20 protein-coding genes, 1 tRNA gene and 1 other RNA gene are annotated in these 23732 nt (G+C 39.7%); 11 read left to right on the forward strand and 11 right to left on the reverse strand.

The genetic code is table 11. The annotated features are described in order from the left end of the window. Window positions 1-709: 709 nt before the first annotated feature. The 3 genes from nrdD to KHS79_RS20175 all read left to right on the forward strand — a co-directional run bounded on the left by nrdD (window position 710) and on the right by KHS79_RS20175 (window position 4838). Complete coding sequence (nrdD, locus tag KHS79_RS20165; RefSeq protein ID WP_212721320.1) at window positions 710-2830, forward strand: anaerobic ribonucleoside-triphosphate reductase; 2121 nt, start codon at window positions 710-712, stop codon at window positions 2828-2830. 21 nt (window positions 2831-2851) lie between these two features. Next, window positions 2852-3352 (forward strand): anaerobic ribonucleoside-triphosphate reductase-activating protein, encoded by a 501-nt coding sequence (nrdG, locus tag KHS79_RS20170; RefSeq protein ID WP_212721321.1) that lies wholly within the window; start codon window positions 2852-2854, stop codon window positions 3350-3352. Window positions 3353-3680: 328 nt separating this feature from the next. Then, window positions 3681-4838 (forward strand): type IV pilus assembly protein FimV, encoded by a 1158-nt coding sequence (locus KHS79_RS20175; RefSeq protein WP_212721322.1) that lies wholly within the window; start codon window positions 3681-3683, stop codon window positions 4836-4838. A gap of 664 nt (window positions 4839-5502) precedes the next feature. Here KHS79_RS20175 and KHS79_RS20180 read toward each other — a convergent pair. Then, on the reverse strand, window positions 5503-5754 hold the full coding sequence (locus KHS79_RS20180) for a hypothetical protein (RefSeq protein WP_038290369.1): 252 nt from the start codon (window positions 5752-5754) through the stop codon (window positions 5503-5505). 36 nt (window positions 5755-5790) lie between these two features. Further along, on the reverse strand, window positions 5791-6528 hold the full coding sequence (locus KHS79_RS20185; RefSeq protein ID WP_027707446.1) for a flagellar brake protein: 738 nt from the start codon (window positions 6526-6528) through the stop codon (window positions 5791-5793). 461 nt (window positions 6529-6989) lie between these two features. Here KHS79_RS20185 and KHS79_RS20190 point away from each other — a divergent pair, with 461 nt between their 5' ends. After that, the gene (locus tag KHS79_RS20190) at window positions 6990-7946 is read left to right on the forward strand and encodes a GGDEF domain-containing response regulator (protein WP_212721323.1); all 957 of its coding nucleotides are present in this window, start codon (window positions 6990-6992) and stop codon (window positions 7944-7946) included. Window positions 7947-8358: 412 nt separating this feature from the next. Next, window positions 8359-8434: transfer RNA gene (locus tag KHS79_RS20195), tRNA-Thr, on the forward strand. A 39-nt stretch (window positions 8435-8473) separates the two neighbouring features. Here the strand turns inward: KHS79_RS20195 and KHS79_RS20200 are convergent. The 9 genes from KHS79_RS20200 to KHS79_RS20240 all read right to left on the reverse strand — a co-directional run bounded on the left by KHS79_RS20200 (window position 8474) and on the right by KHS79_RS20240 (window position 18744). Continuing rightward, window positions 8474-9028 carry a hypothetical protein gene (locus KHS79_RS20200; RefSeq protein WP_212721325.1) on the reverse strand — a complete coding sequence of 185 codons (555 nt, stop codon included), beginning with the start codon at window positions 9026-9028 and terminating at the stop codon, window positions 8474-8476. Between the two features lie 538 nt (window positions 9029-9566). Continuing rightward, on the reverse strand, window positions 9567-10037 hold the full coding sequence (locus tag KHS79_RS20205; RefSeq protein WP_212721327.1) for a C40 family peptidase: 471 nt from the start codon (window positions 10035-10037) through the stop codon (window positions 9567-9569). Between the two features lie 581 nt (window positions 10038-10618). Further along, window positions 10619-11011, reverse strand: a complete 393-nt coding sequence (gene gcvH, locus KHS79_RS20210) for a glycine cleavage system protein GcvH (RefSeq protein ID WP_027707449.1) — start codon at window positions 11009-11011, stop codon at window positions 10619-10621. Window positions 11012-11136: 125 nt separating this feature from the next. Then, entirely contained in the window at window positions 11137-12789 is a 1653-nt protein-coding gene (locus tag KHS79_RS20215; protein ID WP_325167637.1) for an ABC transporter permease, read from the reverse strand. Window positions 12790-13005: 216 nt separating this feature from the next. Further along, window positions 13006-14037, reverse strand: coding sequence for a Fe(3+) ABC transporter substrate-binding protein (locus tag KHS79_RS20220; protein ID WP_233468524.1), 1032 nt, complete (start codon window positions 14035-14037; stop codon window positions 13006-13008). Window positions 14038-14167: 130 nt separating this feature from the next. Beyond that, window positions 14168-15436 (reverse strand): FAD-dependent monooxygenase, encoded by a 1269-nt coding sequence (locus KHS79_RS20225; RefSeq protein WP_212721329.1) that lies wholly within the window; start codon window positions 15434-15436, stop codon window positions 14168-14170. Window positions 15437-15448: 12 nt separating this feature from the next. Next, window positions 15449-16672, reverse strand: coding sequence for a 2-octaprenyl-6-methoxyphenyl hydroxylase (gene ubiH, locus KHS79_RS20230; RefSeq protein WP_212721331.1), 1224 nt, complete (start codon window positions 16670-16672; stop codon window positions 15449-15451). A gap of 22 nt (window positions 16673-16694) precedes the next feature. Then, a complete protein-coding gene (gene pepP / locus KHS79_RS20235) occupies window positions 16695-18017 on the reverse strand; it encodes a Xaa-Pro aminopeptidase (protein ID WP_212721332.1) in 1323 nt (440 codons plus the stop codon). A 133-nt stretch (window positions 18018-18150) separates the two neighbouring features. Further along, window positions 18151-18744, reverse strand: coding sequence for a UPF0149 family protein (locus KHS79_RS20240; RefSeq protein ID WP_051311014.1), 594 nt, complete (start codon window positions 18742-18744; stop codon window positions 18151-18153). A 151-nt stretch (window positions 18745-18895) separates the two neighbouring features. Between KHS79_RS20240 and KHS79_RS20245 the strand changes: the two genes are divergently transcribed. From KHS79_RS20245 to KHS79_RS20270, 6 genes are all read left to right on the forward strand, one after another. Further along, the gene (locus KHS79_RS20245; RefSeq protein ID WP_230400372.1) at window positions 18896-19084 is read left to right on the forward strand and encodes a TIGR02449 family protein; all 189 of its coding nucleotides are present in this window, start codon (window positions 18896-18898) and stop codon (window positions 19082-19084) included. Then, window positions 19081-19401, forward strand: a complete 321-nt coding sequence (locus KHS79_RS20250; RefSeq protein WP_027707456.1) for a cell division protein ZapA — start codon at window positions 19081-19083, stop codon at window positions 19399-19401. The genes KHS79_RS20245 and KHS79_RS20250 overlap by 4 nt, the downstream gene beginning before the upstream one ends. 60 nt (window positions 19402-19461) lie before the next feature. Continuing rightward, window positions 19462-19642: non-coding RNA, 6S RNA (gene ssrS / locus KHS79_RS20255), on the forward strand. A 15-nt stretch (window positions 19643-19657) separates the two neighbouring features. Continuing rightward, window positions 19658-20248 (forward strand): 5-formyltetrahydrofolate cyclo-ligase, encoded by a 591-nt coding sequence (locus tag KHS79_RS20260; RefSeq protein WP_212721333.1) that lies wholly within the window; start codon window positions 19658-19660, stop codon window positions 20246-20248. Window positions 20249-20611: 363 nt separating this feature from the next. Continuing rightward, complete coding sequence (locus KHS79_RS20265) at window positions 20612-21085, forward strand: EVE domain-containing protein (protein ID WP_212721334.1); 474 nt, start codon at window positions 20612-20614, stop codon at window positions 21083-21085. 159 nt (window positions 21086-21244) lie between these two features. After that, on the forward strand, window positions 21245-23707 hold the full coding sequence (locus tag KHS79_RS20270) for a sensor domain-containing diguanylate cyclase (protein WP_212721335.1): 2463 nt from the start codon (window positions 21245-21247) through the stop codon (window positions 23705-23707). Window positions 23708-23732 lie beyond the last annotated feature (25 nt).

The raw sequence follows: 23732 nt of genomic DNA on the forward strand, positions 1-23732 counted from the left end.
GTACCCATACCGCCGTATCATTCACCTTAGTTTTATCTTTATATCAACTATTTCCTCAACGCTGGCTACTCTTATTGTTAAGTTTCATCTTATATTTGGCGCTAATGGTGTATCAACAGTATCATAGTATTGCAGATATACTCACAACACTGCTTCCTATTGGACTGTTAGCCGCTATTTTTCATAAGTCAATTTTCACAAAGACATAATTAACTCACACGTAATAATATACACTATGCAGAGTATTTACGCGGTTATGCCCCTTGCCTTCCCCCCCGACAAATCACTGTACATCTTGTCTTTTTATATACACTTCAATAACTGTATACAATCATAATTTCTATCAACATATGCATCATCACTTCCAATAGACCATAACCTTCGATTAACGACACTCGCTTTGCTTTAAAAAGCACAGCCTGTATATATTTTGTACACAGAAGAATTACACTGACTTAAGTCAACGTATTCAGCTCGCAAATTTCCCTCATTGATATACCATATTTAGTAGTTAGTCATACCAAAGTTACAACATCTTGTAGTACATCAAAACGCCGCTACCGACTAGGGTAGTAGCGATGTTTGTGTTAAGTACGCTAGAGAGTGTTCAGTTTCTGTACTGAAGAGCAAACTTACTGGTTAAAAAACACCCAATTAAGCAGCTTGTTAAATTAAACACCGTTATTGAAAAAAGTTGTGAGGAAAGCAAGTGAAGCCCATTGTTATCAAGCGTGATGGCTGTCGTGTACCATTTGATTGTCAGCGCATTAAAGAGGCAATCTTACGTGCTTGTGTTGCAGTAAACTGTAAAGATGATGCTTATGCTGAGTGGGTTGCCAAAAATGTTAGCCAACAACTGAACACGCTTGATGAAGTTGATATTCAAGATATTCAAAATGCAGTTGAAAACCAACTTATGCAAGGTCCTTATAAAGGCTTAGCTCGTGCATACATTGAATATCGTCATGATCGCGATATGATGCGTGAACGTACTAGCCGGCTCAATATAGAAATTCGAGGACTCATTGAGCAAACCAATGCTGCTATTCTCAATGAGAATGCAAATAAAGACAGTAAAGTTATTCCCACCCAACGAGACTTGCTGGCTGGAATAGTTGCCAAACACTACGCTTTACAACATATGCTACCTAAACCTATCGCCCAGGCTCATACTGAGGGTGATATTCACTATCATGATCTGGACTACGCACCATTCTTCCCCATGTTCAACTGTATGCTTATCGACTTGAAAGGTATGCTGACGCATGGTTTTAAAATGGGCAATGCAGAAATTGAAACACCAAAATCGATTTCCACAGCTACAGCTGTAACAGCGCAGATTATTGCTCAGGTAGCCAGCCACATATACGGTGGAACCACTATTAACCGTATTGATGAGATCCTTGCACCTTATGTCAAAGCCAGCTATATCAAACATCGGGAAGTGGCATTGGAGTGGGATATCAAAGATCCTGATGCTTTTGCGAAAGCTCGCACCGAAAAAGAGTGCTTTGATGCCTTTCAGTCGCTGGAGTATGAAGTCAATACCCTCCATACCGCGAACGGACAAACACCCTTTGTAACCTTTGGTTTTGGACTGGGAACTTCATGGGAAGCTCGACTTATTCAGCAGTCTATTCTCAAAAACCGAATTGCTGGACTTGGTAAAAATAAAAAAACAGCAGTTTTCCCCAAACTTGTTTTTGCTATTAAAACAGGCGTCAATCAACAAAGCGGCGATCCAAACTACGATATAAAACAACTGGCTCTAGAGTGTGCCGCGAAACGAATGTACCCGGATATACTTAACTATGAACAAGTTGAACAGGTTACAGGGTCATTCAAAACGCCTATGGGTTGCCGCAGCTTTTTAAGTGCTTATTCTGAAAATGGAGAATTAATCCATGATGGACGGAATAATTTAGGTGTCGTTAGCCTAAATTTGCCACGCATTGCTCTTCAAGCAAAAGGCAACGAAGCAACATTTTTCAAACTACTAGAACAAAGACTGCGCTTAGCGCGTAAGGCACTGGATACTCGTATTGCACGCCTGGAAAATGTCAAAGCCCGAATTGCCCCCATACTCTATATGGAAGGTGCTTGTGGTGTCCGCTTGAAAGCAGACGACAGTATTGCAGATATTTTCAAAAATGGTCGCGCTTCAATCTCATTGGGCTATATAGGTTTACATGAAACCGTCAATGCCCTTTATGGCACCGATCAGCATGTATTCGACAACAAGACTTTACAGGACAAAGCAATAGCTATCATACAACGACTGCGTAATGCCGTTGATACCTGGAAAGCCGAGACAGGATACGGCTTCAGTCTCTACAGTACGCCAAGTGAAAACCTGTGCCACCGTTTTTGTAAGCTCGATACAATGACATTTGGTGTGGTTGCTGGTGTCACTGATAAAGGCTACTACACCAATAGCTTCCACCTAGATGTAGAGAAAAAGGTCAATCCTTATGACAAGATTGACTTTGAAATGGCATATCCAGCCATCGCCAACGGGGGATTCATTTGCTATGGAGAATTTCCCAATATGCAACGCAATGTAGAAGCTCTGGAAGGTGTCTGGGACTACAGCTATAGCCGTGTTCCTTACTATGGCACTAATACGCCAATTGATGAATGCTACAGCTGTGGTTTTATGGGCGAGTTTTCTTGTACAAGTAAAGGCTTTGTATGTCCTCAATGTGGTAATCGTGATCCAGAAAAAGTATCTGTCATTCGTCGAGTTTGTGGTTATTTAGGCAGCCCTGATGCACGCCCTTTTAATGATGGCAAACAAGAAGAAGTTAAACGCCGTGTTAAACATTTATAAGTAGCAGCGCTTTCCATTGCCATGAATTACCATAAATACTTTTCTGTAGATGTTGTCAACGGGCCTGGTACCCGTTGCACACTATTTGTGTCAGGTTGTGAACATCGCTGTGAAGGCTGTTACAACAAGGCAACCTGGCATCCAAACTCAGGAGACAAGTTTACTGAAGCACTACAGACTCAAATTATTAAAGATCTAAAAGACACTCGTATCAAACGACGCGGCCTCTCCTTATCAGGAGGCGATCCACTCCACCCCTCTAACCTTAAAACAATCCTTGATCTGGTTAAGACCGTTAAACAGGAATGTCCAGATAAAGATATTTGGCTATGGACAGGCTATTCACTTGAAAATTTTAGTGAGCAACAGCAACAAATTCTTCCTTTTATCGACGTACTTATTGATGGCAAATTTGAAATAGAACATGCTAACCCTACGCTGACATGGCGTGGTAGCGCTAATCAAATGATTTACCAAATCGATAAACATGGAAATAGTCAAAAATTAATACTGGACCATTAGCTACTGAGGAAAGGTTTCTGCTTTTAATTCTAACGTTGTAAAAAACAGTTATTAAACAACCTTCGCCCAAATTCCGCATAACGTTAATCGAACACGCCTCAAGCCCATCAAAAACCATTTTTTATTCGAAGCCACCTTATTTATTAAACAGCCTTCATTAAAATTCACCTTATATAAAACTGCTTTAATTTATTGATTACTCATTCTATTACTATAAATATATTTACAATTTTTAATCAAGAGGCTTATTTATGTGACTTCTTAGCTATAATAAAGTTGTTATAGCTAAAATCAAAATAACTGGCTTGTTTATAAAGAGAAATATACTATGAGGTTCCCACAAGCATTAATTATTACTTCTTTCGGTTTCGTTCTTTCAGGCTCTGTACTCGCGCTTGGATTGGGAAAGTTAGAGGTTAAATCTTCTTATGGCGAACCATTAAATGCTCAACTTGACCTCATAGAAATAGGTGATTTAACAGAAAATGAAATAATCGCTAAATTTGCAAGCCCTGATGACATGAACAGGCTAGGTTCAAATCAACAGATCTTTTATACTCGTTATAATTTTGATGTAACGATTAACCCAGATCAAACGGGATTTATTAAAATAACAACAGATAGACCCATTAAAGAACCCTCTATTGATTTATTTGTTTCTCTCATTTGGCCTAGTGGTAAAATGGTTAGAAAGTACGAGGTAACAACAGAACTACCCGCCTTTGTACATAAATATCAGAGACGTTACGACACTTTAGTTGCTAAACAAACACCACCACCTATTTCACAACCTTTACCTCAGAAGATACGTCATGTTAGCCCTCCCAGTTACCAACCTTCAAGCCCTGATCACTATTATGTGAGAGAGAATGATACACTTATGGAAATAGCGGCACAAATGAGGCCTTCTACAGCAGTCTCTCTTCAACAAACCATGGTTGCCATATATAAGCAAAACCCTCATGCATTCATTAATAATAATTTAAATCTATTAAGAAAAAATGTTGACATAAAAATCCCAAGCACAAATGAAATTTCAAATATACCTTACACAGAGGCCATTGCCCAAATTAGTAAACATCATAACCAGTGGCAAAACTTTCAAGGGACTGGCACTGAAGTCGCGTCCACTGACAGCCCACCCACCACAACAAAAAGTAACTATATCAAACCTGAAAGTATTAAGCCTAAAAGCAAAGAAACAGATAAAGCCAGGTTAAAAATAGTTACTCAGGAATCTAAAGTGTCATCTCAACAGGAGTCTGCTAAAAAAACTACTGCAATGTCTACTGTAGAATTTAACAAATTACAAAATCAACTTTCTTCTGATAGAAGTGAGCTAGCAGCAATTAGTGAAAATAACAAAAAGTCATTTGCTAAACTTAAAGACCTTGAGCGCAGAATTCAGTCTTTGAAACGAAGAATAAAAGATAAGGATAATAGAATCTCTCAACTACAAAGTGAGCTAGATGAATCAAACCAATAACCAGGGCTAAAAAACAGGTACTATGATATACAAAAAATAAGGGTATAAACTACCCTTCATAAGCCTGAAGTATATTATTCATCAAACCATGCAGTATTAATAAGCTAGATACCTCAAAAAATATGATGCAACTCCAGCACATTTAAGCTTTTGTGCTAAACTCCTTATGTGTAGATTTTTACCTTTAATAACAAGGTGAAAAACAATGGACCTGTACTACATCTTTACATTTATATGTCTCTTATTACTTACAACGCTAATTGCCATACCTCTTTTCCCTAAAGAGATCTTAATTTTTCACTTTATACATAGCAATTGCAGGAAGAAAGTTGAATTGCTAGTAATAGCAAAACAACTTACAGAAAAACTTGCAACCATAAAAGACAAATCATCCCAAAAATTAAAGCTAACGAGCTGCATCAAACCTGTGATATATGGAATAATATTACAAACCACAATATTTTCATCACATTATTTTCACATAATAATTATGAAGCACGAGATAGTTAATTTAACCTTGCTCGCTATATTCATAGTATACAGTGGTCACATTATTTATAACCTATCATATTTATTACAAACAGTTGTTTTTTTAAAACGCCAGCAAAGCACACTAAACTTTCTTGAACAGCTTAAAAAGAAAGAAAGAAAACTCAGGAAAGGACTAACGTTTTGAGTTAATCGATGCTGTCGCAATAAGACAAATTACAATACCCACAAAGATCAAAAACAAAGTACTTTTTAAGCCAATCCAAATAGCAAGTGTCAACTCACTCGCAGCAAAGTTATAAAGAATACCTATTAGTATACCTAATGGTATAGCAAAAACTAGAAGTGAAATCCCAATAATCAGCATCCAAGCTAGAATGCTATTTTTCCTAAGTCTACTGTATATTCCCTTATCATAGCCACTCATTCAGATGTCCTTAATATATAAGCCTAAATCATATCTTTAATTATTATTTAATTCCCTCCTGCGCTGTTCTCTTTGTATTTTAAAAATGAATTGATCTAATTTCTTTTGTACTTTAGATGACAGCTCTATTAATCTACCACCTACTAATGTATAAGTAATAGGCTTTCGATAACACTTCGCATGACTCACGAGAATACGGCACTTAATACTTGTTCCATCTGGCAATGTAAACATACAATTGTTTACGATAACATCCTGGCGTATTCCTTCAGGAATGGGACCCGCAAACTTTATTTGTACTCCTTTTGTTGATAAATCCAGTATTCTCCCATTCACAACCTTAGTACCAAATCCGCTTAATACTACTTTTAAGTACTCAGACTGTGAAATACTTACTCTGTAGTCTGAGCGTCTTTGTGAGTGCTGTAATGTCTCTGGTAACTCAAGCTTTAAAGCTGGCATATCTTCAAATGACTCGATAGACATTAATGTTGTAACAAAGTGAGTTTTATGACCTCGCTCAGAACAATCCACTCTCACTTTACAGCCATCATTAATAAAGCCCTCAGGAACAGGAGGATATAAATCATCAATCAATAAAAACTCCTCCTGAGGATCTACCATCAATATCATACTTCTAAATATATGATCATCATCATTAATTTGAATATTGATAAAGCTATGATCTCGGCATAACTTACTCAGAACATGAAAAGAAACCGAGTCCTTCTCTTTCTCTGCTGACTGTTTAAACCACCTCAACATACTAAACATGAACACTACCTTTGAACATCAAGGTTTTTTGTTATGAATCTCAAATGATTTATTTACCAATGAAGCACACGGAGTTTAATTAATATGTAACTGCGATGGCTTCATTAGTTGACTGCCCAACTAGCACCTTTAGTTGCTATCGCTCGTCTTGACTGACCAGACCAGTACTGCTGTGAGCCCTCAATTTTTGGTATAACACTACTATTTAACAATATTGCAATATAATATTTATTCAACTTATCTCACTGGCTATGACTTAAAAACATTAACGTTATATAACTCAGGTTAGACTAAACAGTTTCCGCATAAAAATTAAAATAATTTTATTGTGTTATATAAATGCAATACTTATCACAAAAAGCAATATATGTTTCACTTTATTTTTTTACTTAGCATCATTCATAAACGTATATAATTATAAGACATACTTTGTCATAAGATTAATGAATCAAGGTTAACACTTGAATATACTTATTGCCGATGATACGCCTTCAATAAGGATTTTTCTGCAAAAAGTTGTTCGTGATACAGGACATACAGTTCATGCTGTATGTGATGGTCATGAAGCACTGTCTTATATGAAGAGCCATGATATTGATATGATTTTCATGGACATACAAATGCCTGATCTCAACGGTATTGAAGCAGCTAAAATCATTCGAGAGCAACAATCAGAGTGGATGCCTATTATTTTTATCAGTGCAACAGAAAATGACAGAGAGTTTGCAGAAGCGTTGAGTGCCGGTGGTGATGGTATTTTAACAAAACCATTAAAACCAATTTTAGTTCATGCACAAATACGCGCTATGCAAAGAATTGTAGATATACAACGTAAACTTCATATGATGAATAGTCAGTTACAAAGCTTAAGCAAAACTGATGTATTAACAGGGATTGCTAACCGTAGTGGATTCTATGAAGTTTCTGAAAGAGAGCTAAAACGATGCCGAAGAGAGCATAAGGCTTTGAGCATCTTGATGATTGATGTTGACTTCTTTAAGCAATACAACGACAACTACGGCCATTTGGAAGGCGATCACTGTCTTGTAACAATTGCGCAAGCATTGAAGAACACGCTTAAACGTCCATTGGATTATATATGCCGATTTGGCGGAGAAGAGTTTGTAGTGTTATTACCGATGACCGACCTGGAAGGTGCACGTCAGATCGCCCAACAGCTTAGACAAGCTGTTCAAAGCCTAGAAATCCCACACAAAGCAAGTACTGTTAGTCCTTTTGTATCAATCAGCATTGGGGCTGCGTCAAACCAAGACCATATCAATACCTTCACCATAAATGACTTATTAACTAAAGCCGATGCGGCACTCTATACAGCTAAAGAACGGGGAAGAAATCAGATTGTGGCCATATCACCAAATAAGTACGGTCAATTTCCTACAAGTTCAGTCCAAATCTAGCTTATGCCATAGGTTCGTCTATTTGCCATAATGAAACTGTCAGCTTTATATCTATTAAAGTAAGCAATGCTGAAACTTAGCACTATATGCGGATGGGACGTGCATGTAAACAGAGGGAAAGCAGACGATTTTAAATAAGCTGTGTTAAAAGAAAAGAATGATAGCACTGAAAACAATTAACGTGCTTGATATTCAGCAATAAGTTTTTTTGAAGAAAAAACCTTTAGTTACCTCATTTTTTAAATTAAATACTTATACAACTCTAGCGAACCCATGACCATGGGTTCGCTACTTTTTTGCTTCGAGCATTGGTTTTCCTATCACGTTCCACTAAAGTCTAATGAGCAACCTTCAAACAACAACAGCCTATTGACATCTCTACTTAACCGCTCTAACATCTGCAACCTCGATTGCCGGTATAGCTCAGTTGGTAGAGCAACTGACTTGTAATCAGTAGGTCCTGGGTTCGACTCCTAGTGCCGGCACCAATCGTTTCTTCCTTCTAGTTGGTTAAATTTAGATAACCATTAAAGGGCTGGCTTGTTTTTGCCCATCAATTCAAAACTTCTGCTACCAACAAAGCTCATCTCAGTCCATTTAACTACGCCTACACTTTCAGCAAACCATATATCGCTTACTCCTGCATCATAGCATCCACCAGTTAATTTTAAGTGTGTGACATTATCAAATGTACCGGCTTTAGTAGTTAGCTGACCATATTTTTCATAGATAATGGTTTTGTCTGCACAGAAAAATTCAACATCACTTGAATAACCAACTCCAGCTGAAAAATCAGTCATTAAACTTACTTTTTGGTCATACTCATTCCAAACATAAATCTGACCTTCATTACTAACTTTTAGCCACTGCTTGCCTAGCCCTGCAAACTGATTAAATTTATACCAACCATTATTTTCATTCATTATTTTACTTTGAACGACGTCATGACTATTTTCGGCGTTGACATAAGTCAAACTATCTCCAACATTCATCCTGAAAAATTGATCTGCGCAACCTATAGCTGGAACCATGCCGATAAGCATAACACCAATTAGTTTTTTGCTGAGTTTTAAAGTTTTCATGGCTACATCTCCTTATGTAGTATGTTTTAGTGCTTTTTTTGCTAATTTAATTTTTTATTTTTCCCTGCGATTAATGCTTTAAAATCAACTGGGGTTTAAATTCTCTTTATGCTTTTATAATAGGCCAGGTTATTAAATAATAAAACCGAAAATTAGTAAGTAATTGTGCGTATTTATATTTTTGACATAATTAAATGAATACTAAATGCGGTGCACTATCTGCCTTCAAAGTACCTCTTAGTTTTTTTGATCGATATCAATAAAGAAAATTACTCTGTTTAAATCAAATCCGTATTATTTTTTTTACTGAAAGCTCAATAGATTCCAGAAAAACATAGAATAACTAAGTGACTAACTAGTTATTTTGATAGTTTATTCAGCACAAAACCATCACTCCTACCGTCCTTGGTAGATTTATGACAGACTATAAAAAAATCTTAATTATTGATCGCACAAACAAGGAAGGAAACGACAAATAGGTATGATTAATTTTCACTGTTAAGAACAGAAAAAACAGGTTAGGTATTTTCCGAAATAACTAGTTAGCTAATACGCGATTCACGCGATAGAGTCGCTTTGACCAATACTTACTTTTAACAGTTGAAATGGTAACACCTTTGCGAGTAGAAACATGTAAAAACTTACTTTCTCCCATAAAAATACCAACATGGCTGACTTTCCTCCCATTATGAAAAAAAACGAGATCACCATACTGAGCCTGACGATACGGCACGCGCTTTCCTACTTTTATTTGACTCCTGGAAGACCGAGGTAATTTTATACCAAATAACGTCTGATAGGTCTGTTGAATAAAGGCTGAGCAGTCAATGCCTTTTTTGCTTGTACCACCAAAGCGATAAGGTGTTCCCTGCCAGCTTTGATAGTGGCTATTTAATAATGCCTTAATTTCATTTTGACTCGATAAGTCTTCTTCCTGAGTGAAGATAACACAGCCTGTGACTTGCAAGGTGGCAATAATTACGACTAACTTAATTAACCGAAACACCATAGGCAACGACTCCACATGTTGCATAATTTAAAAGGGTGCTTTGCTTTCTAATCTCTTCATTATCGCGTTGAACTAGAGATTACACATAAAGAAAACAACTGATGGTGCAAATCAAACAACCAAACTTCGTATAAACGGCTACTTTTGCTGTGGCGTGTTTCTATTGTTGGAAACATAAGCAGAAATTCAAGCAAAAATTACACCAATACTAATGCACTTCTTTTTGACAGAGTAAGTAGTTAATAGTTGCCTTTGAAGAGAAAATACAGCACAAGATATTGAAAACAGTCACTCTTTTATTGATCACCAAACCCTGAACTTTATAAAGAACATCAATAAAGAAACTGTTTGCAGTCACTGTCGGAGGGAGGCCAAAGGGCCATAAGAGAAGGAAGTAAAAGTAGATTGGTCTAAAAGTTACTAACGCAGCAAAATCTTTCTGTGCAGGTAATGCCTACTTGCCTGGATAACCTTCAGACAGCAAAACATACACCAGTAATTGAAATCAAATCACACAATGAGCAGTACAACTGCTCATTTTGATTAAAAGTAGCACACTGTTGATTTAGTGTATCAAACCCTTATTCATCAGCCTCGCATAGCTCACGATATGCATCGGCATCAAGCAGTTCATCAACTTCAACTTGATCTTTAACTTTTATTTTAAATAACCAGCCATCTCCATAAGGATCTGAGTTTACAAGTTCAGGTGCTTCTTCCAGATCTTCATTGATAGCAACGACATCACCAGAAAGTGGTGCAAACATATCAGAAGCCGCTTTGACCGACTCAATTGTACCTACTTCATCACCTGCACTAATGGTTGCATCAACATCAGGCAACTCAATAAATACAACATCACCTAGCAATTCCTGAGCATGGTCAGTAATACCAACCACAGCAGTGTTATCATCCTCAAGGCGCACCCATTCATGGGTTGATACGTAGCGCAACTCTGCAGGTATGTTGCTCATTATTATTGTCCTCTCAAAAGCTGAGTTCAAGGAGGTAAAACTGTCGTCTTAACCATAAACAACAGTCGCCATAACTTCAACCAAAAATCTCATGGTAAGTTCTAACGCATATGCTTTATGACTCTTCAGGTATTTTTCTCATTTATTTTTGAGATCGGCCTACTTTCATTACGATAACGAGACTTCCTCATCAAAATAAACACGGGAATAAGTCCAGCCAATACTAACGTCAAAGCTGGCAGTGCAGCCCGCTGCCATTCTCCCTCAGATGTCATTTCATATATTCGCACCGCAAGTGTATCCCATCCAAAGGGACGCATTAATAGTGTCGCAGGCATTTCTTTCATGACATCTACAAACACTAAAATACCAGCCGTTAGTAAACCAGGTGCCAACATCGGAATATATACTCTTCGGACAACAGCCAGCCCACTCACACCTAAACTTCTCGCAGCTTCATGCAAGCTGACACGAATACTTTGCAAACCCGCATCAATAGGTCCAAAAGCAACCGCAATAAAGCGAATAATATAAGCTAATAACAACGCAAGAAAGCTACCTAATAGTAATTGCCTTGGTGCTACACCAAGCCATTCCTGTAGAGGAACAATAAGGTGATTATCAACCTGGCTGAAAGCAAACATAATACCCACAGCCAGCACAGAGCCAGGAAGTGCATATCCCAAATTTGCCGCCATGATAGCTTTTTTAAGCCAATGATCCTGGTAAAGCCGTTTAGCAAAACTCAGTAATAAAGCCACACAAACAACGGCTAAACCTGCTGCACTTGCTAATAACAAAGAGTGCCCCACTAACCCTGCAAAACGGCCATCAATATCTTGTGCACCTTGTTTTACCACCCATACCAGAAGTTGAACTACTGGCAAAATAAAAGCAAGCCCTAAGACACTCGCAGCATAAGTAAATGCTACATATCGCTGTATACCATTTAATTTATAAGGCTTGTGCTGCTTTGAGCGCTGTCGCAATGCATATTGTGCATTTCCCCTACCTCTTTGCTCTAACCAAAATGCCATACACACAAACAGCATTAATAATGTAGCTAGTTGAGCGGCGGCGTGCAGGTTAAAAAAACCATACCAGGCTTTATAAATAGCAGTTGTAAACGTGTCGTAATTAAAGGTTGCGACAGCACCAAAGTCCGCTAAAGTTTCCATAAGTGCAAGCCCTACCCCTGCCGCTATTGCTGGTCTAGCAATGGGTAACGCAACCCGCCAAAAAGCCTGTAACGGTGTTAGCCCTAAGATTCTGGCGGCATCCATGGCACCACGCCCTTGAGTAATAAAAGCACTCCGTGCCAACATATAAACATAAGGATAAAAAACCAACACCAAAACCAATATCACGCCACCAGTGCTACGAATTGAGGGGAAAAAACGACTTGTACCAAACCACTCTCTTATTACTGTTTGTAAAGGTCCACTAAATTCAAAAAATCCTAGGTACACGAAAGCTAATACATAAGCTGGAATGGCAAAAGGTAACATTAATGCCCAATCAAAAAACTTTCGTCCAGGAAACTCACACATCGTCGTTAGCCAAGCTAAACTAACGCCAATGATCATCACACCAAAACCAACGCCAACAAGTAGCACCAGTGTATTAGCAAGCAAGCGCCCTAACTGGGTTTCTATAAGATGTAACCAAATGTCAGTTTGAAAGTCATGCCAGCTCAGAATCAACACTAGCAGTGGCATAAGTACAATGCCTGCGGTTGTAAATGATAGGCGACGAAGTAATGGGGGATGCTTTATCACAACGAGCTTACTTTCCTGGTTAAATTACCCACAATAATAAATTAAGTGGCTGTAAGTGTTGTATACCCATAACGAAGGACTTCAAACCCTAAAAATGATTCGTGATGGATATATAAAGGGCTATGAGCTTATATGAATATATAAAGTGGGTGAAGTGTAGAAAGGAAAATTCAGAAACGCCTGCCAGTATGCAGGCGTTTTTTAAGAAATAACCCGTTAGTGATAACCTGCACGATCCATTAGTTTTATTGCATCTCCTTGTAATCGCCCTGCAGCCTCAACATTTAACTGATCATGCTTAAACTCACCCCAGCTAGCAACCAGTTTAGATGGTTTCACACTTTGATTTGCAGGGTATTCCATATTGGCATTGGCAAAAATTTGCTGAGCCTCTGGTTTGCTTAACCACTCTAAAAAGGCAATAGCTTCAGCTTTGTGTTTTGCGTGCTTGGTAATACCTGCACCGGAAATATTGACATGAGTTCCAGATGTTTTTTGATTAGCCCAAAATAGTTTAAGCTTCAGGTTAGGCTTCTCTTTTAGTAAACGCCCAAAGTAATATGTATTTACCACAGTCACATCACACTGGCCTGCCTCTACAGCCTGTAATGCTAGCGTATCATTTGAAAAAACAGGTGCGGCTAAATTATTTACCCACCCCTTAACAATAGTTTCTGTCTTATCTTGGCCTAAACGCGCAATTAAAGTACCTACCAGAGATTGGTTATAGACTTTTTTAGCTGTGCGTAAACACAGTCGTCCATCCCACTTGCTTGAAGCTAAATCTTCGTAAGTAGACAGCGATTCTGGTTTTACTCGATCTGTCGCATAAACCATTGTTCGAGCACGCACAGATAAACCAAACCAGTTATTATTTGGATCTCTTAGGTGCTCAGGAATATTTTTACTCAAGGTTTCAGACTGTACTGGCTGCAGCAATCCCTTTTGTTGTGCTTGCCATAAATTTCCGGCATCAACTGTTATAAACATGTCAGCAGGTGTCGTTTTTCCTTCAGCTTGCATTCTTGCAATTAAAGGGCCTTCAGCATCAGTCACATAGCTGATTTTGACACCCGTTTCTTTTGTATACTGGTCAAATAAAGGCTTGATGAGATGTTCTTTACGCGATGAGTAAATAACCAGCTCGCCTTTATTTGCTGAGCTGCTGGCAAGACTCACATCGGTGATGGTCATTGTTGCAATAAAGAGGGAGGTTAGCGTCAATGAGAAAAATCGTTTTCGAGACATATGTGGCTCCTTTAACCGTATATTGCTAATGATAATGATTGGCATTTATACAAGCAACAGATACTCACACATCAAAAAAACGTCAACATGATACGCTATTTATCTTTCTCATGAACTGTTAACGTTTAACTTATAGGCCTACTGCTTTCTTGATCAACTGTTGCTTTAGCCATCCTTGCTTATTTACCCAATTCAGACCTTGGTTTCGCAGCCACCTGACTGGTAATTGTTCACTTTGAAAAGTATGTTGAAAGCTTTCCATTAACCCCATCATCATCAAATTATCAGGCATCCGTTGTCGCTGATAACGTGACAGGATATGTTCACCTCCTGGTGTATCACCTCTATTAGCCGCACGTGTAACTTCTGTCACTAAAGTCAGTGCATCAGCCATACCCAGATTCATACCTTGTCCTGCAAGCGGGTGTATCGTATGAGCAGCATCACCAGCAAGCACGACACCTTTTTTATAATACTGTTTGGCGTGACGTTGACGTAGTGGAAATGATGCAAGATCATCTATTTCAATGGCATCTCCTAAACACCTCTCAGTAGCCTGTGACAACTGCCTTAAAAGTGTACTCTTTGACGTCTTAATTAACTCACCTATATGCGATGCAGGTGCAGACCAGACAATTGAAGTGGTATTCTGGTGAGTGACGTGTTGTTGAACATTCAGATTATTGAGGGGCAATAGTGCGAGTGGACCTGTCGGGAGAAATACTTGCCATGCTGTTTGCTGATGACTTTTTTGCCACTTTACTGTTGCGACTAAAGCATGGTGCAAATAATCCCACTCTCTGGTTGTAAACTTTGCTAAACGCCGCACCTGAGACTTGGCACCATCAGCACCAATCACTAATGAAGCTGACAACTCTTGTCCATCATTTAATACAACACTATAGGGATGAATGGTCGTTGGAAAATGAGTATTTTGAGACGTACTAGAAAGAGCAGCTGGCGTATTTGCCACTAAAGCCGTCAACACATGCTCACTGTAAACATCGACTGCTGTATCTTTTTCAAGCTGTTGCCAAAGTGCAGCCTGAATGGCTCTGTTTTCAATGATATAACCCAGTTGTGGGCGATGAACCTCTTCTGCCGTAAATTGAATATGTCCTGTTCCTTCACTGTCCCATACTAACATCCGCTTAAATGCACTACTTCGAAATACTGCTATCGTATCCCAAACGTTAAGCTGTTTAAGAAAATCTACAGTGGCTAGGGTTACGGCACTTACTCGGTTATCAATACAATCTCTTTTGGGCCAGGATAGTAATTGATCCAGGGGCTGATGATCGACTATTGCAATTTTATAATCAGTTTGCTGGCTTATCCCCAAAGCAATAGCAGCACCAACCATACCGCCACCGACAATTACAATATCATATGACTTCATTCGTCTTTAGCCCTAGTTGATTTTTGCAGCAGGTAAACCCATTCCCATCGCATGCTGTGTAAAAAAAGATTTGCCTGGAAAGCATAGATCCAAACCAATTAAACCGAGATTTCTCAATATAGAAATTGAAGGAGTGGTTGCACTAAACCAGCGTACCAGTCGATCACTCCACTGAATAGTCAATTGTTGATCAGCCTCTTGACGCTGCACATAGTGATTCAATGTTTTCAGTGAATATAGAGGCTCCCCTCGCATCAACGCTTCCTTAATAACCTCGGCCAAGCGAAGTGCGTCTCGCAAGGCCAGGTTAAACCCTTGACCTGCCACAGGGTGCAGCTGGTGTGCAGCATTACCCAGCACCACAAGTCCTGGACGTACTTGTTCTGTACTGCACCGTAGAGTAAGTGGATAAATATGTCGAAGACCAATCTTAGCGAATCGGCCCAGCCGATAACCAAAGTTTTGCTGCAAGTGTGAGGCAAAATCAGCTTCTGACATTAATGCCACATCATCAACCATCGCTTCAGGCAATGACCAAACCAGAGCACAGTGTTTACCAGAAAGTGGCAATAACGCCATAGGGCCTGACTCCGTAAAGCGCTCATAAGCAATGTTTTGATGAGACTTGCTTAATGCCACGTTGGCTATCAATGCCGATTGATTATAGTGCTTTTCAGTAATATCGATTCCCAGCTGCTCGGTCAACCCTGAACGACCTCCATCAGCAATAATGACAAGGTCAGCAGTAACTGTTTCTGTTTTATCATTACGTTCAAGCAGTATAGAGGTGCCTTGATTATTAGGGTTAAGAGCTACCACTTTACCGGGCATGATAAGCTCAAGCGTCTGTTTCTCTTCAGCAATTAATAAATGTTTAAAAAGCGTTTGCCCCAAGTGTTGGTTGCTAATGACATAACCCAGAGCTGACACCCCCTCATCCTGAGCATGTAATCGTGTAAAACCAAAGTGGCCCTGGTTTGATACATGAATATGCTCAATAGGTGTTGCTTGACTATTTAGCTCATCCCACAACCCTAGCTGCTCAAATAATAAGCGAGTGCCCCATGCTAACGCGGTTGACCGGGCATCAAAACTAGGTTGCAAATCGACTTGAGACGCAGCAGGAAATGGTGATGCTTCAATCAATGCAGTTTTTTGCGGCAATAGTCGAGACAGCGTATGTGCCAGTGTTGCACCAACCATTCCTCCACCAATTATGACTACAGGAAAGTGCATCAACATCCCCTCAATTCAAAACTCACTGAATTTGCTTCATCAGTACTTCTATTTCATGTACGTGTTTCGGTACATCACTGGTTAATACTTTATGTCCAGTTTCAGTCACCACAACATCATCTTCAATACGTACCCCAATCCCGCGCCACTTGGGATCAACATCAATATTGTCAGGTGCGATATAAATACCTGGTTCAATGGTTAGCACCATTCCAGGTTCTAAATCACGCCATTGTCCTGCAATTCGATAGTCACCAACATCATGAACATCCATACCAATCCAATGACTGGATTTGTGCATATAGAAAGGCTTATAAGCTTCATCTTCAATTAACTTATTCACATCGCCCTTCAGAATTCCAAGCTTAACCAAACCTTCTGTAATCACCCGCACAGTAATATCATGGATATGATTAAACACGGTACCAGGTTTGATAGCTTCAATGGCTTCAAGCTGAGCAGTCAGTACCAACTCATATATAGCTTTCTGTTCTTCTGAAAAACGTCCATTTACTGGGAAAGTACGGGTAATATCTGCAGCATAATGATCAAGCTCGCAGCCTGCATCTATAAGAATGAGTTCACCATCCTTAAGCAGACAATCATTGTTGGTATAGTGCAAGATACATGCATTCTCCCCACCACCCACAATACTGGGATAGGCCGCAAAGCGTGCACCTGACTGCATAAATTCATGAAGCATCTCTGCTTCTATCTGGTATTCATATAAGCCCGGCCGACAAGCACGCATTGCTCTTAAATGCGCTTTTGCAGAGATTTCTCCAGCTTCAGCCATCACTACAATTTCTGCTTCACTTTTAAACAACCGCTGTTCATGCAAAATATTTTCAAGAGCAATAAACTCACCTGGTGGCTGAGCACCTTGTTTCGTTTTAGACTTAATGGACTTTATCCATCCCATTAAACGACGATCAAAGGCTTCATTGGCTCCAATGGCATAATAAACTCTGGAGCGCCCTTCAATTAAACCCGGTAAAATTTCGTCAATATCATTAATGGGAAAGGCATCATCCATAGCATAATCAGCAACAGCACCTTCCTGACCTGCACGCCGACCTTCCCACAGCTCTTTTTCAGGGTCTTTTTCCTGGCAAAAAAGTACAGCCTCGCCATGAGATCGACCAGGAATTAATACCAAAACTGATTCCGGCTCAGCAAATCCAGTTAAATAGTAAAAGTCACTATCTTGGCGATAAGGATGTTCCACATCACGATTGCGAGGCTGCAGAGGTGCTGAAGGTAAGATGGCAATGCTATTTGCTTCCATCTCAGCCATTAACGCACTCCGACGATGCTTATATTCTACTGCGGTAATTTTTTTCATTTAGATTCCCTATGATTACCAAGTTGAGCAACCCACCATCTTTCCGGACTCACAGCTACTGTCTTCTTTGCTCAAAAATACCTTACCTAACGTCATTTATATAAATTGTGATGTCAACGTTAACAAGCAAACATTAATGTTTTTTCTTAGGCTCGCTTGATTGCCCCTTTTTTGAGTCCACAGGTTTATTAAATTCTGTATAAACTAGTAACGCTGCCATACGCACATATTCAATAATTTCAGTTAAGTCTGATTCGTTACCATCACTATCTTCCAGCTCTGTTTCTAGCTGAGCAATTTGAGCAAAATCACGAAGTATGCCAATAACTTCCTCAGACAGCGATGACTGAATAGCACCGCCTAAACCAAACCCTGCTAAAAAGCTTTGAGACCAACCCCCAATAGCTCGAGCTTGAGCTGTTAATGACTCTGAGTCATCTGGTAAAAAAGGCTGAAAGCCAAAGGCTTGATCTTCCAGTGCAGTAATCACATGGTCATACAGATTAATTAACGTAACCTTTGCCTCATCCGTTAATGCATCAATATCCATCATTTTTTGTGCAACTTGTAACCATGCATCTGGCTGAAAACGTTTTCCAGAACACAAATACCCCGTCAGCTGACCATGAAGCTCTGCTGGGGTTTGAATTGACTTTAAGCTAGAAAACAATTCAAACAAATTGTCATAGTCAAGGGCTTTCTCGTCATGATGAGGATTATTGACCATATATTAAACCTATACCCGCCAATTAATTGGACTAATGCTATCATTTCAATCTGTAACACTGTACCAAAGATTGACCCTTTTCATCAGGCAATCTATAGTAACCGCTGATATTACGGCTAATCTAAAGGCTATGGATGAACAATTAAATCTCATGCTTCATCACAAAATCGATGAGCTTCTAGCTCTATGCCAGGAATTACTAGAAGAAAACCAAACGCTTAAAGCAAGTGAGCAAGCTTGGCGCGAGGAACGGGCACAACTCGTCGAGAAGAATGAACTCGCACGTAGCAAAGTTGAAGCCATGATCAGCCGACTTAAAGCTCTGGAACAAGAATCATGAGCAATTCTGCTGTTAATACCACAACTGTAAGTATTTTAGATAAAGATTACCGCGTTAGCTGTGGCGATGGAGAAAAAGCCGCTCTAGTAGAGGCCGCTAATTACCTCGACAGTAAAATGCGTGATATCCGCGGTACTGGCAAAGTGATAGGTTTAGAACGTATCGCGGTAATGGCTGCACTAAATATAGCCCATGAGTTATTACAACTGGCAAAATCTATTTCTAAAGACCAGGAAGAAACCAAACGTCAGGTGGAACAGATTGTCGAAAAAGTCGATAAGGTGTTACAAGACGTAAATAGTGACCCTGGTTATTGATGCAAAAATTATCTAAAAAAAACCGCGACAATTTTTCTTAAATCATTATAATCTTAAACAGGCTCCCTGGTTTGCAGGCCAGTCACGACTGTCCCTGAGCCGATAATCTAAGTTTAGGAGGCTCCTCGCAAATACTGGCGTGCATGTCCACTTAAAAGTGGAAAGCCCAATGTATTTCAGCAGCCACCACCTTGAACCATGGGTTCAAGGGCTATACTGACAGCGGCAAACCGGGGGTCATTTTCTCTCATATGATATGAACCCAACTCGAAAAACACTCCGCACAACACTACGTCAAAAACGTCGCCAACTATCCAAGCAGCAACAACAGCTTGCCAGTGAATACCTATTAACCCACCTGAAAAAAAATCTCACATTTATTAAAAGCAAAACAGTTGCTGTATATATCGCAAGTGATGGCGAAATTAATTTAACACCCACCATTCGCTTTTTATGGAAATTAGGCAAACAGGTATTTTTACCTGTGCTTCGACCCGATACACATAACAAGCTATGGTTTGTACATTATCAACCGCATACCAATTTAATTCTGAACAATTTCAATATTCCTGAGCCAACCCGTCGAGGTAATAGCATTATTGCGCCTTGGGCACTCGATCTGGTCCTTTTACCTCTGGTTGGCTTTGATATTCATGGCGGTCGTTTGGGGATGGGAGGAGGTTTCTATGACCGAACCTTTGCTTTTATACAGGCAAGACCAACCTTGCGTCACCCCAAATTAATGGGAGTCGCACATGAGTGCCAACGCGTAGATAAATTGCCTGTAGCCAGTTGGGATATACCCTTAAATGCTATCGCTACTGACCAACAGGTATACCACTGTTAGCTACAAGTCAAACTAGCTAGCACTTATTCAGTTGCATGGTGGGAAGATAATGCAAAACTACTTTTAGAGGTGCCCATTAATTTGCACAACCCCCGTAGCTATAACCCCAAATAAAAAAAGTGCGACTAACACCGTCATGAAATCTGGTTTTTTTTGTGTCATGACAACTAACACCACTCATTAAGTTACCGTCACTGGTTAAGAACAATGAGTCATATAACTTTCAATATGAACCCTACAAATAATACGCTAACTGCCGCATTCTACTCTGATAGACAGCATTCAAGTGTGACGCTTACCTCATTGCGTTAGAATAATGAAAATAGAACGAATTTATTTTCCTATTTCAAGGTCTACTTCCAAATGGCTATAAAAACACGCTATTGGCTAATGAAAAGTGAACCCGACGTCTTCAGTATTGATGATCTGTTTGATACCCCTAACCAGACCGAAGCCTGGGACGGCGTCAGAAACTATCAAGCGCGCAATATGATGCGTGACGAAATGCAGTTAGGTGATTTAGTTTTTTTTTATCACTCAAGCTGCAAACCTCCTGGAATAGTAGGTATCGCAGAGATCTGTAAAACAGCTTATCCTGATCACACAGCATGGGACCCAGGTTCTCCTTACTATGATCCCAAGAGCTCACCCGAGAACCCTCGCTGGTTTATGGTAGATGTTAAATTTTATAAAAAGTATCCCCGTATGATCACGCTTGAAGAACTCAAACAACAGCCAGAACTTAATGAAATGCCCCTACTTAAGCGTGGTAGCCGTTTGTCCATCATGCCCGTGACGCAATATCAGTGGGAAATCATTAACAAGCTTGCAGAGTAGCACTTTCAGTTTTTCTGCTGCATTCCACATGCGCTTCTTTTGTTCGCTCAAACGACAGGCTTTACCGTGAATCGTCGGTAAAGCACCCCTCCCATAGCTTCTGATAAATTGCACTGTGACATGCTAGTCAAGACTAGAGCTGAGGACTATGCTGTTTTTATGGTGCATAAAATCCATAAGTACTTATTGCGGATACAGGGTGTTTTTGCTCAGTGTTATAGCATATTTATTATTGGTGGCTCCGCGACATTAATTGTGGGCGCAGCCTGTTTGCTTGCACTTAGCCAAACAGCTTGGGGCGTTTCTATAGCATTAATTCTGCTGGCAAGTGCAACACTCTCCCACTACCTCCATTATTGCCGATTTTCTAGTTTACTGGGTGGCCTAACACTGTTAACCACCTTGATTTCTTTGGTAACCCAACTGGTCACTGCAGACTATAGCTCTTTAATAACCTTCGCCAGCTCTCAAGATGTGAGCAACTCCCCCCTGGCAAATCTTGCTTCATTGACGGTACTCGGTGCAGGTAGTATTAGCTTTCTGATTAATGAACGTATTTCCCCGTTAAAAAGTCTGCCTTTAACACGAGGCTTTTTAGCCTGCTGGCCACTCATCTATGGAGCAACTGGTCTCTACGCACTTATACTTGATCTACCGCCACAATATGGTTTTACCCATTTCTTTTCCATACAGTATGGGGACAACCTGCTGATGAGCCTCTGTGGCTTAATCCTGCTTATTGAGCATACCCCTTGGCAAGAATATCAAGAAGAACGTGTGCCAGCCTGGGTACCACCTTATTTTGGCTTAATCATGATTTTAGTGTCTCTTCTCGGCTACATGATTCTTGAAAAGAAAGACTACAATTTTTTAAAGCAAACCACCCAACACACTACTCAGCAGCTTGCCACAGAAATAACGCGATCATTAAATGCCCAGCGCAATGCATTGCAACGAATGGCTGATCGCTGGTCAGAGCAAAAAACAATACCAAAAAGTGCGTGGCTTGCTGATGCCAATAACCTGTTAAAAGACTTTCCTAACTTTCAGGCCCTTGAGTGGATGGACCAGGACTATACCATTCGCTGGGTTGTTCCCTTGGAATCTAATCAAAAGGTCGTTAACTTTAGAGTGCCTCCCAGTAACCCGGCTATCTTTCACCTAAGAAGAGCTTTCACCCAACAAAGCAGTGTAACCACTCAGGTCATTCCATTAGTGCAAGGCGGGGAAGGGTTTATAAATTACACACCTATTTTTGACCAAAAAAATAATTTTTATGGTTTTATTGTAGGTGTTTTCCGCGTCAAATCCGTGATTGATAGCTTACTGTCTAATCAATCTGATTATGAAGGATTTGCTTTCAAAGTGATTGAGAGTGGCAGAATTATCTACCAGACCAATTATTTAGAAGGGTATGACCAAAATGCAGCAATAAAAATCAGCACAAATATCAATGAACACTCACCATGGACTATTTATGGTTATCCTTCTTTTGCAATAAGCCAAAAAAGTCATTCTCTTTTGCCTTTAACAGCATTTATTGCAGCAATCTGTTTAAGTGGTTTTTTCACTTTATGCTTATCAACTTTACGTAGAGTTTATATAGAAAGCGAAAAAGCACAAAAAGCTAATGACAAACTTACCTACGAAATTGAAGAGCGCCAGCGGATTGAAGAACAGTTTCAAGAGCAAACATTACAACTGGATTTATTTACTAATTTAGTCAACTTATCTCGTGATGCGCTTATTATTGTTGATTACAACACACGCGAGTTGATGTATTACAACAACTCCACATTTACGTCTCTAGGCTACTCTGAACACGAGTTTATGCTGGCATTACAGCATGGCAATTTAGTCGCCAAGAAAATGGAACGCATTATACAGAAAGCCGCATCATCACGAAGAAAACTGACTTCAAGTATTTATCAAATGGAAGTGATTAAGAAGGATGGCTCTGCGCTACAAGTTGAAGTGACAACACGAGCCGCTATTTTAAACCACCGAAAATACCTGCTGGTTGTTGTCCATGATGTCACAGAACATCGTGAACTTGAAAAACGACTTATCACACTTTCAACTCGAGACATGTTAACCGGGGTTTATAACCGCAAACACTTTGAGTCAATGCTGATCAATGAGTGGGAGCGGGCTGCCCGTCAAGCAGAACCCTTAGCCCTTATGATCATCGATATTGACAACTTCAGATTTTATAATGAAGCTCACGGTCACCAACAAGGCGATATTTGTTTAAAAGATGTCGCGAATATTTTGAAACGCTCAATCACTCGTAGTGTTGATGTATTAAGCCGGTTCGAAGGACAACAGTTTGTAGCCTTGCTGCCCGAAACCGATCAATGTGGGGCAGAGGAAATAGCGCGCAGAATTCACAATAACTTACATGATGCCCATATTCATCACCCACTTTCCAGCATCGCTTCATTTGTCACTGTATCAATAGGCTTATCAGCTGGCATTCCTGAACCAGGCTCTTGTAGTCAAGACTTAGTTAAATTTGCCCAAAAAGCACTAGCACTTGCCAAAAAAAGCGGCTGTAACCAGACTGTTAGTAATGAACATGTTCAGCCAAACCTTCGCGAGATTAAAGGTAAAAAGCAATAGGACAGCTCACATTACGTGAGCTATA

Source organism: Zooshikella ganghwensis, from assembly GCF_018263875.1.
Classification (GTDB): domain Bacteria; phylum Pseudomonadota; class Gammaproteobacteria; order Pseudomonadales; family Zooshikellaceae; genus Zooshikella; species Zooshikella ganghwensis.

Excerpts from the sequence above, each read along its gene's own strand:
- nrdG (WP_212721321.1), top strand. The coding sequence starts at position 2,852 with ATGAATTACCATAAATACTTTTCTGTAGATGTTGTCAACGGGCCTGGT.
- KHS79_RS20175 (WP_212721322.1), top strand. The coding sequence starts at position 3,681 with ATGAGGTTCCCACAAGCATTAATTATTACTTCTTTCGGTTTCGTTCTT.
- KHS79_RS20180 (WP_038290369.1), bottom strand. The coding sequence starts at position 5,754 with ATGAGTGGCTATGATAAGGGAATATACAGTAGACTTAGGAAAAATAGC.
- KHS79_RS20185 (WP_027707446.1), bottom strand. The coding sequence starts at position 6,528 with ATGTTTAGTATGTTGAGGTGGTTTAAACAGTCAGCAGAGAAAGAGAAG.
- KHS79_RS20200 (WP_212721325.1), bottom strand. The coding sequence starts at position 9,028 with ATGAAAACTTTAAAACTCAGCAAAAAACTAATTGGTGTTATGCTTATC.
- KHS79_RS20205 (WP_212721327.1), bottom strand. The coding sequence starts at position 10,037 with ATGGTGTTTCGGTTAATTAAGTTAGTCGTAATTATTGCCACCTTGCAA.
- gcvH (WP_027707449.1), bottom strand. The coding sequence starts at position 11,011 with ATGAGCAACATACCTGCAGAGTTGCGCTACGTATCAACCCATGAATGG.
- KHS79_RS20220 (WP_233468524.1), bottom strand. The coding sequence starts at position 14,037 with ATGTCTCGAAAACGATTTTTCTCATTGACGCTAACCTCCCTCTTTATT.
- KHS79_RS20225 (WP_212721329.1), bottom strand. The coding sequence starts at position 15,436 with ATGAAGTCATATGATATTGTAATTGTCGGTGGCGGTATGGTTGGTGCT.
- ubiH (WP_212721331.1), bottom strand. The coding sequence starts at position 16,672 with ATGCACTTTCCTGTAGTCATAATTGGTGGAGGAATGGTTGGTGCAACA.
- pepP (WP_212721332.1), bottom strand. The coding sequence starts at position 18,017 with ATGAAAAAAATTACCGCAGTAGAATATAAGCATCGTCGGAGTGCGTTA.
- KHS79_RS20240 (WP_051311014.1), bottom strand. The coding sequence starts at position 18,744 with ATGGTCAATAATCCTCATCATGACGAGAAAGCCCTTGACTATGACAAT.
- KHS79_RS20245 (WP_230400372.1), top strand. The coding sequence starts at position 18,896 with ATGCTTCATCACAAAATCGATGAGCTTCTAGCTCTATGCCAGGAATTA.
- KHS79_RS20250 (WP_027707456.1), top strand. The coding sequence starts at position 19,081 with ATGAGCAATTCTGCTGTTAATACCACAACTGTAAGTATTTTAGATAAA.
- KHS79_RS20260 (WP_212721333.1), top strand. The coding sequence starts at position 19,658 with ATGAACCCAACTCGAAAAACACTCCGCACAACACTACGTCAAAAACGT.
- KHS79_RS20265 (WP_212721334.1), top strand. The coding sequence starts at position 20,612 with ATGGCTATAAAAACACGCTATTGGCTAATGAAAAGTGAACCCGACGTC.
- KHS79_RS20270 (WP_212721335.1), top strand. The coding sequence starts at position 21,245 with ATGGTGCATAAAATCCATAAGTACTTATTGCGGATACAGGGTGTTTTT.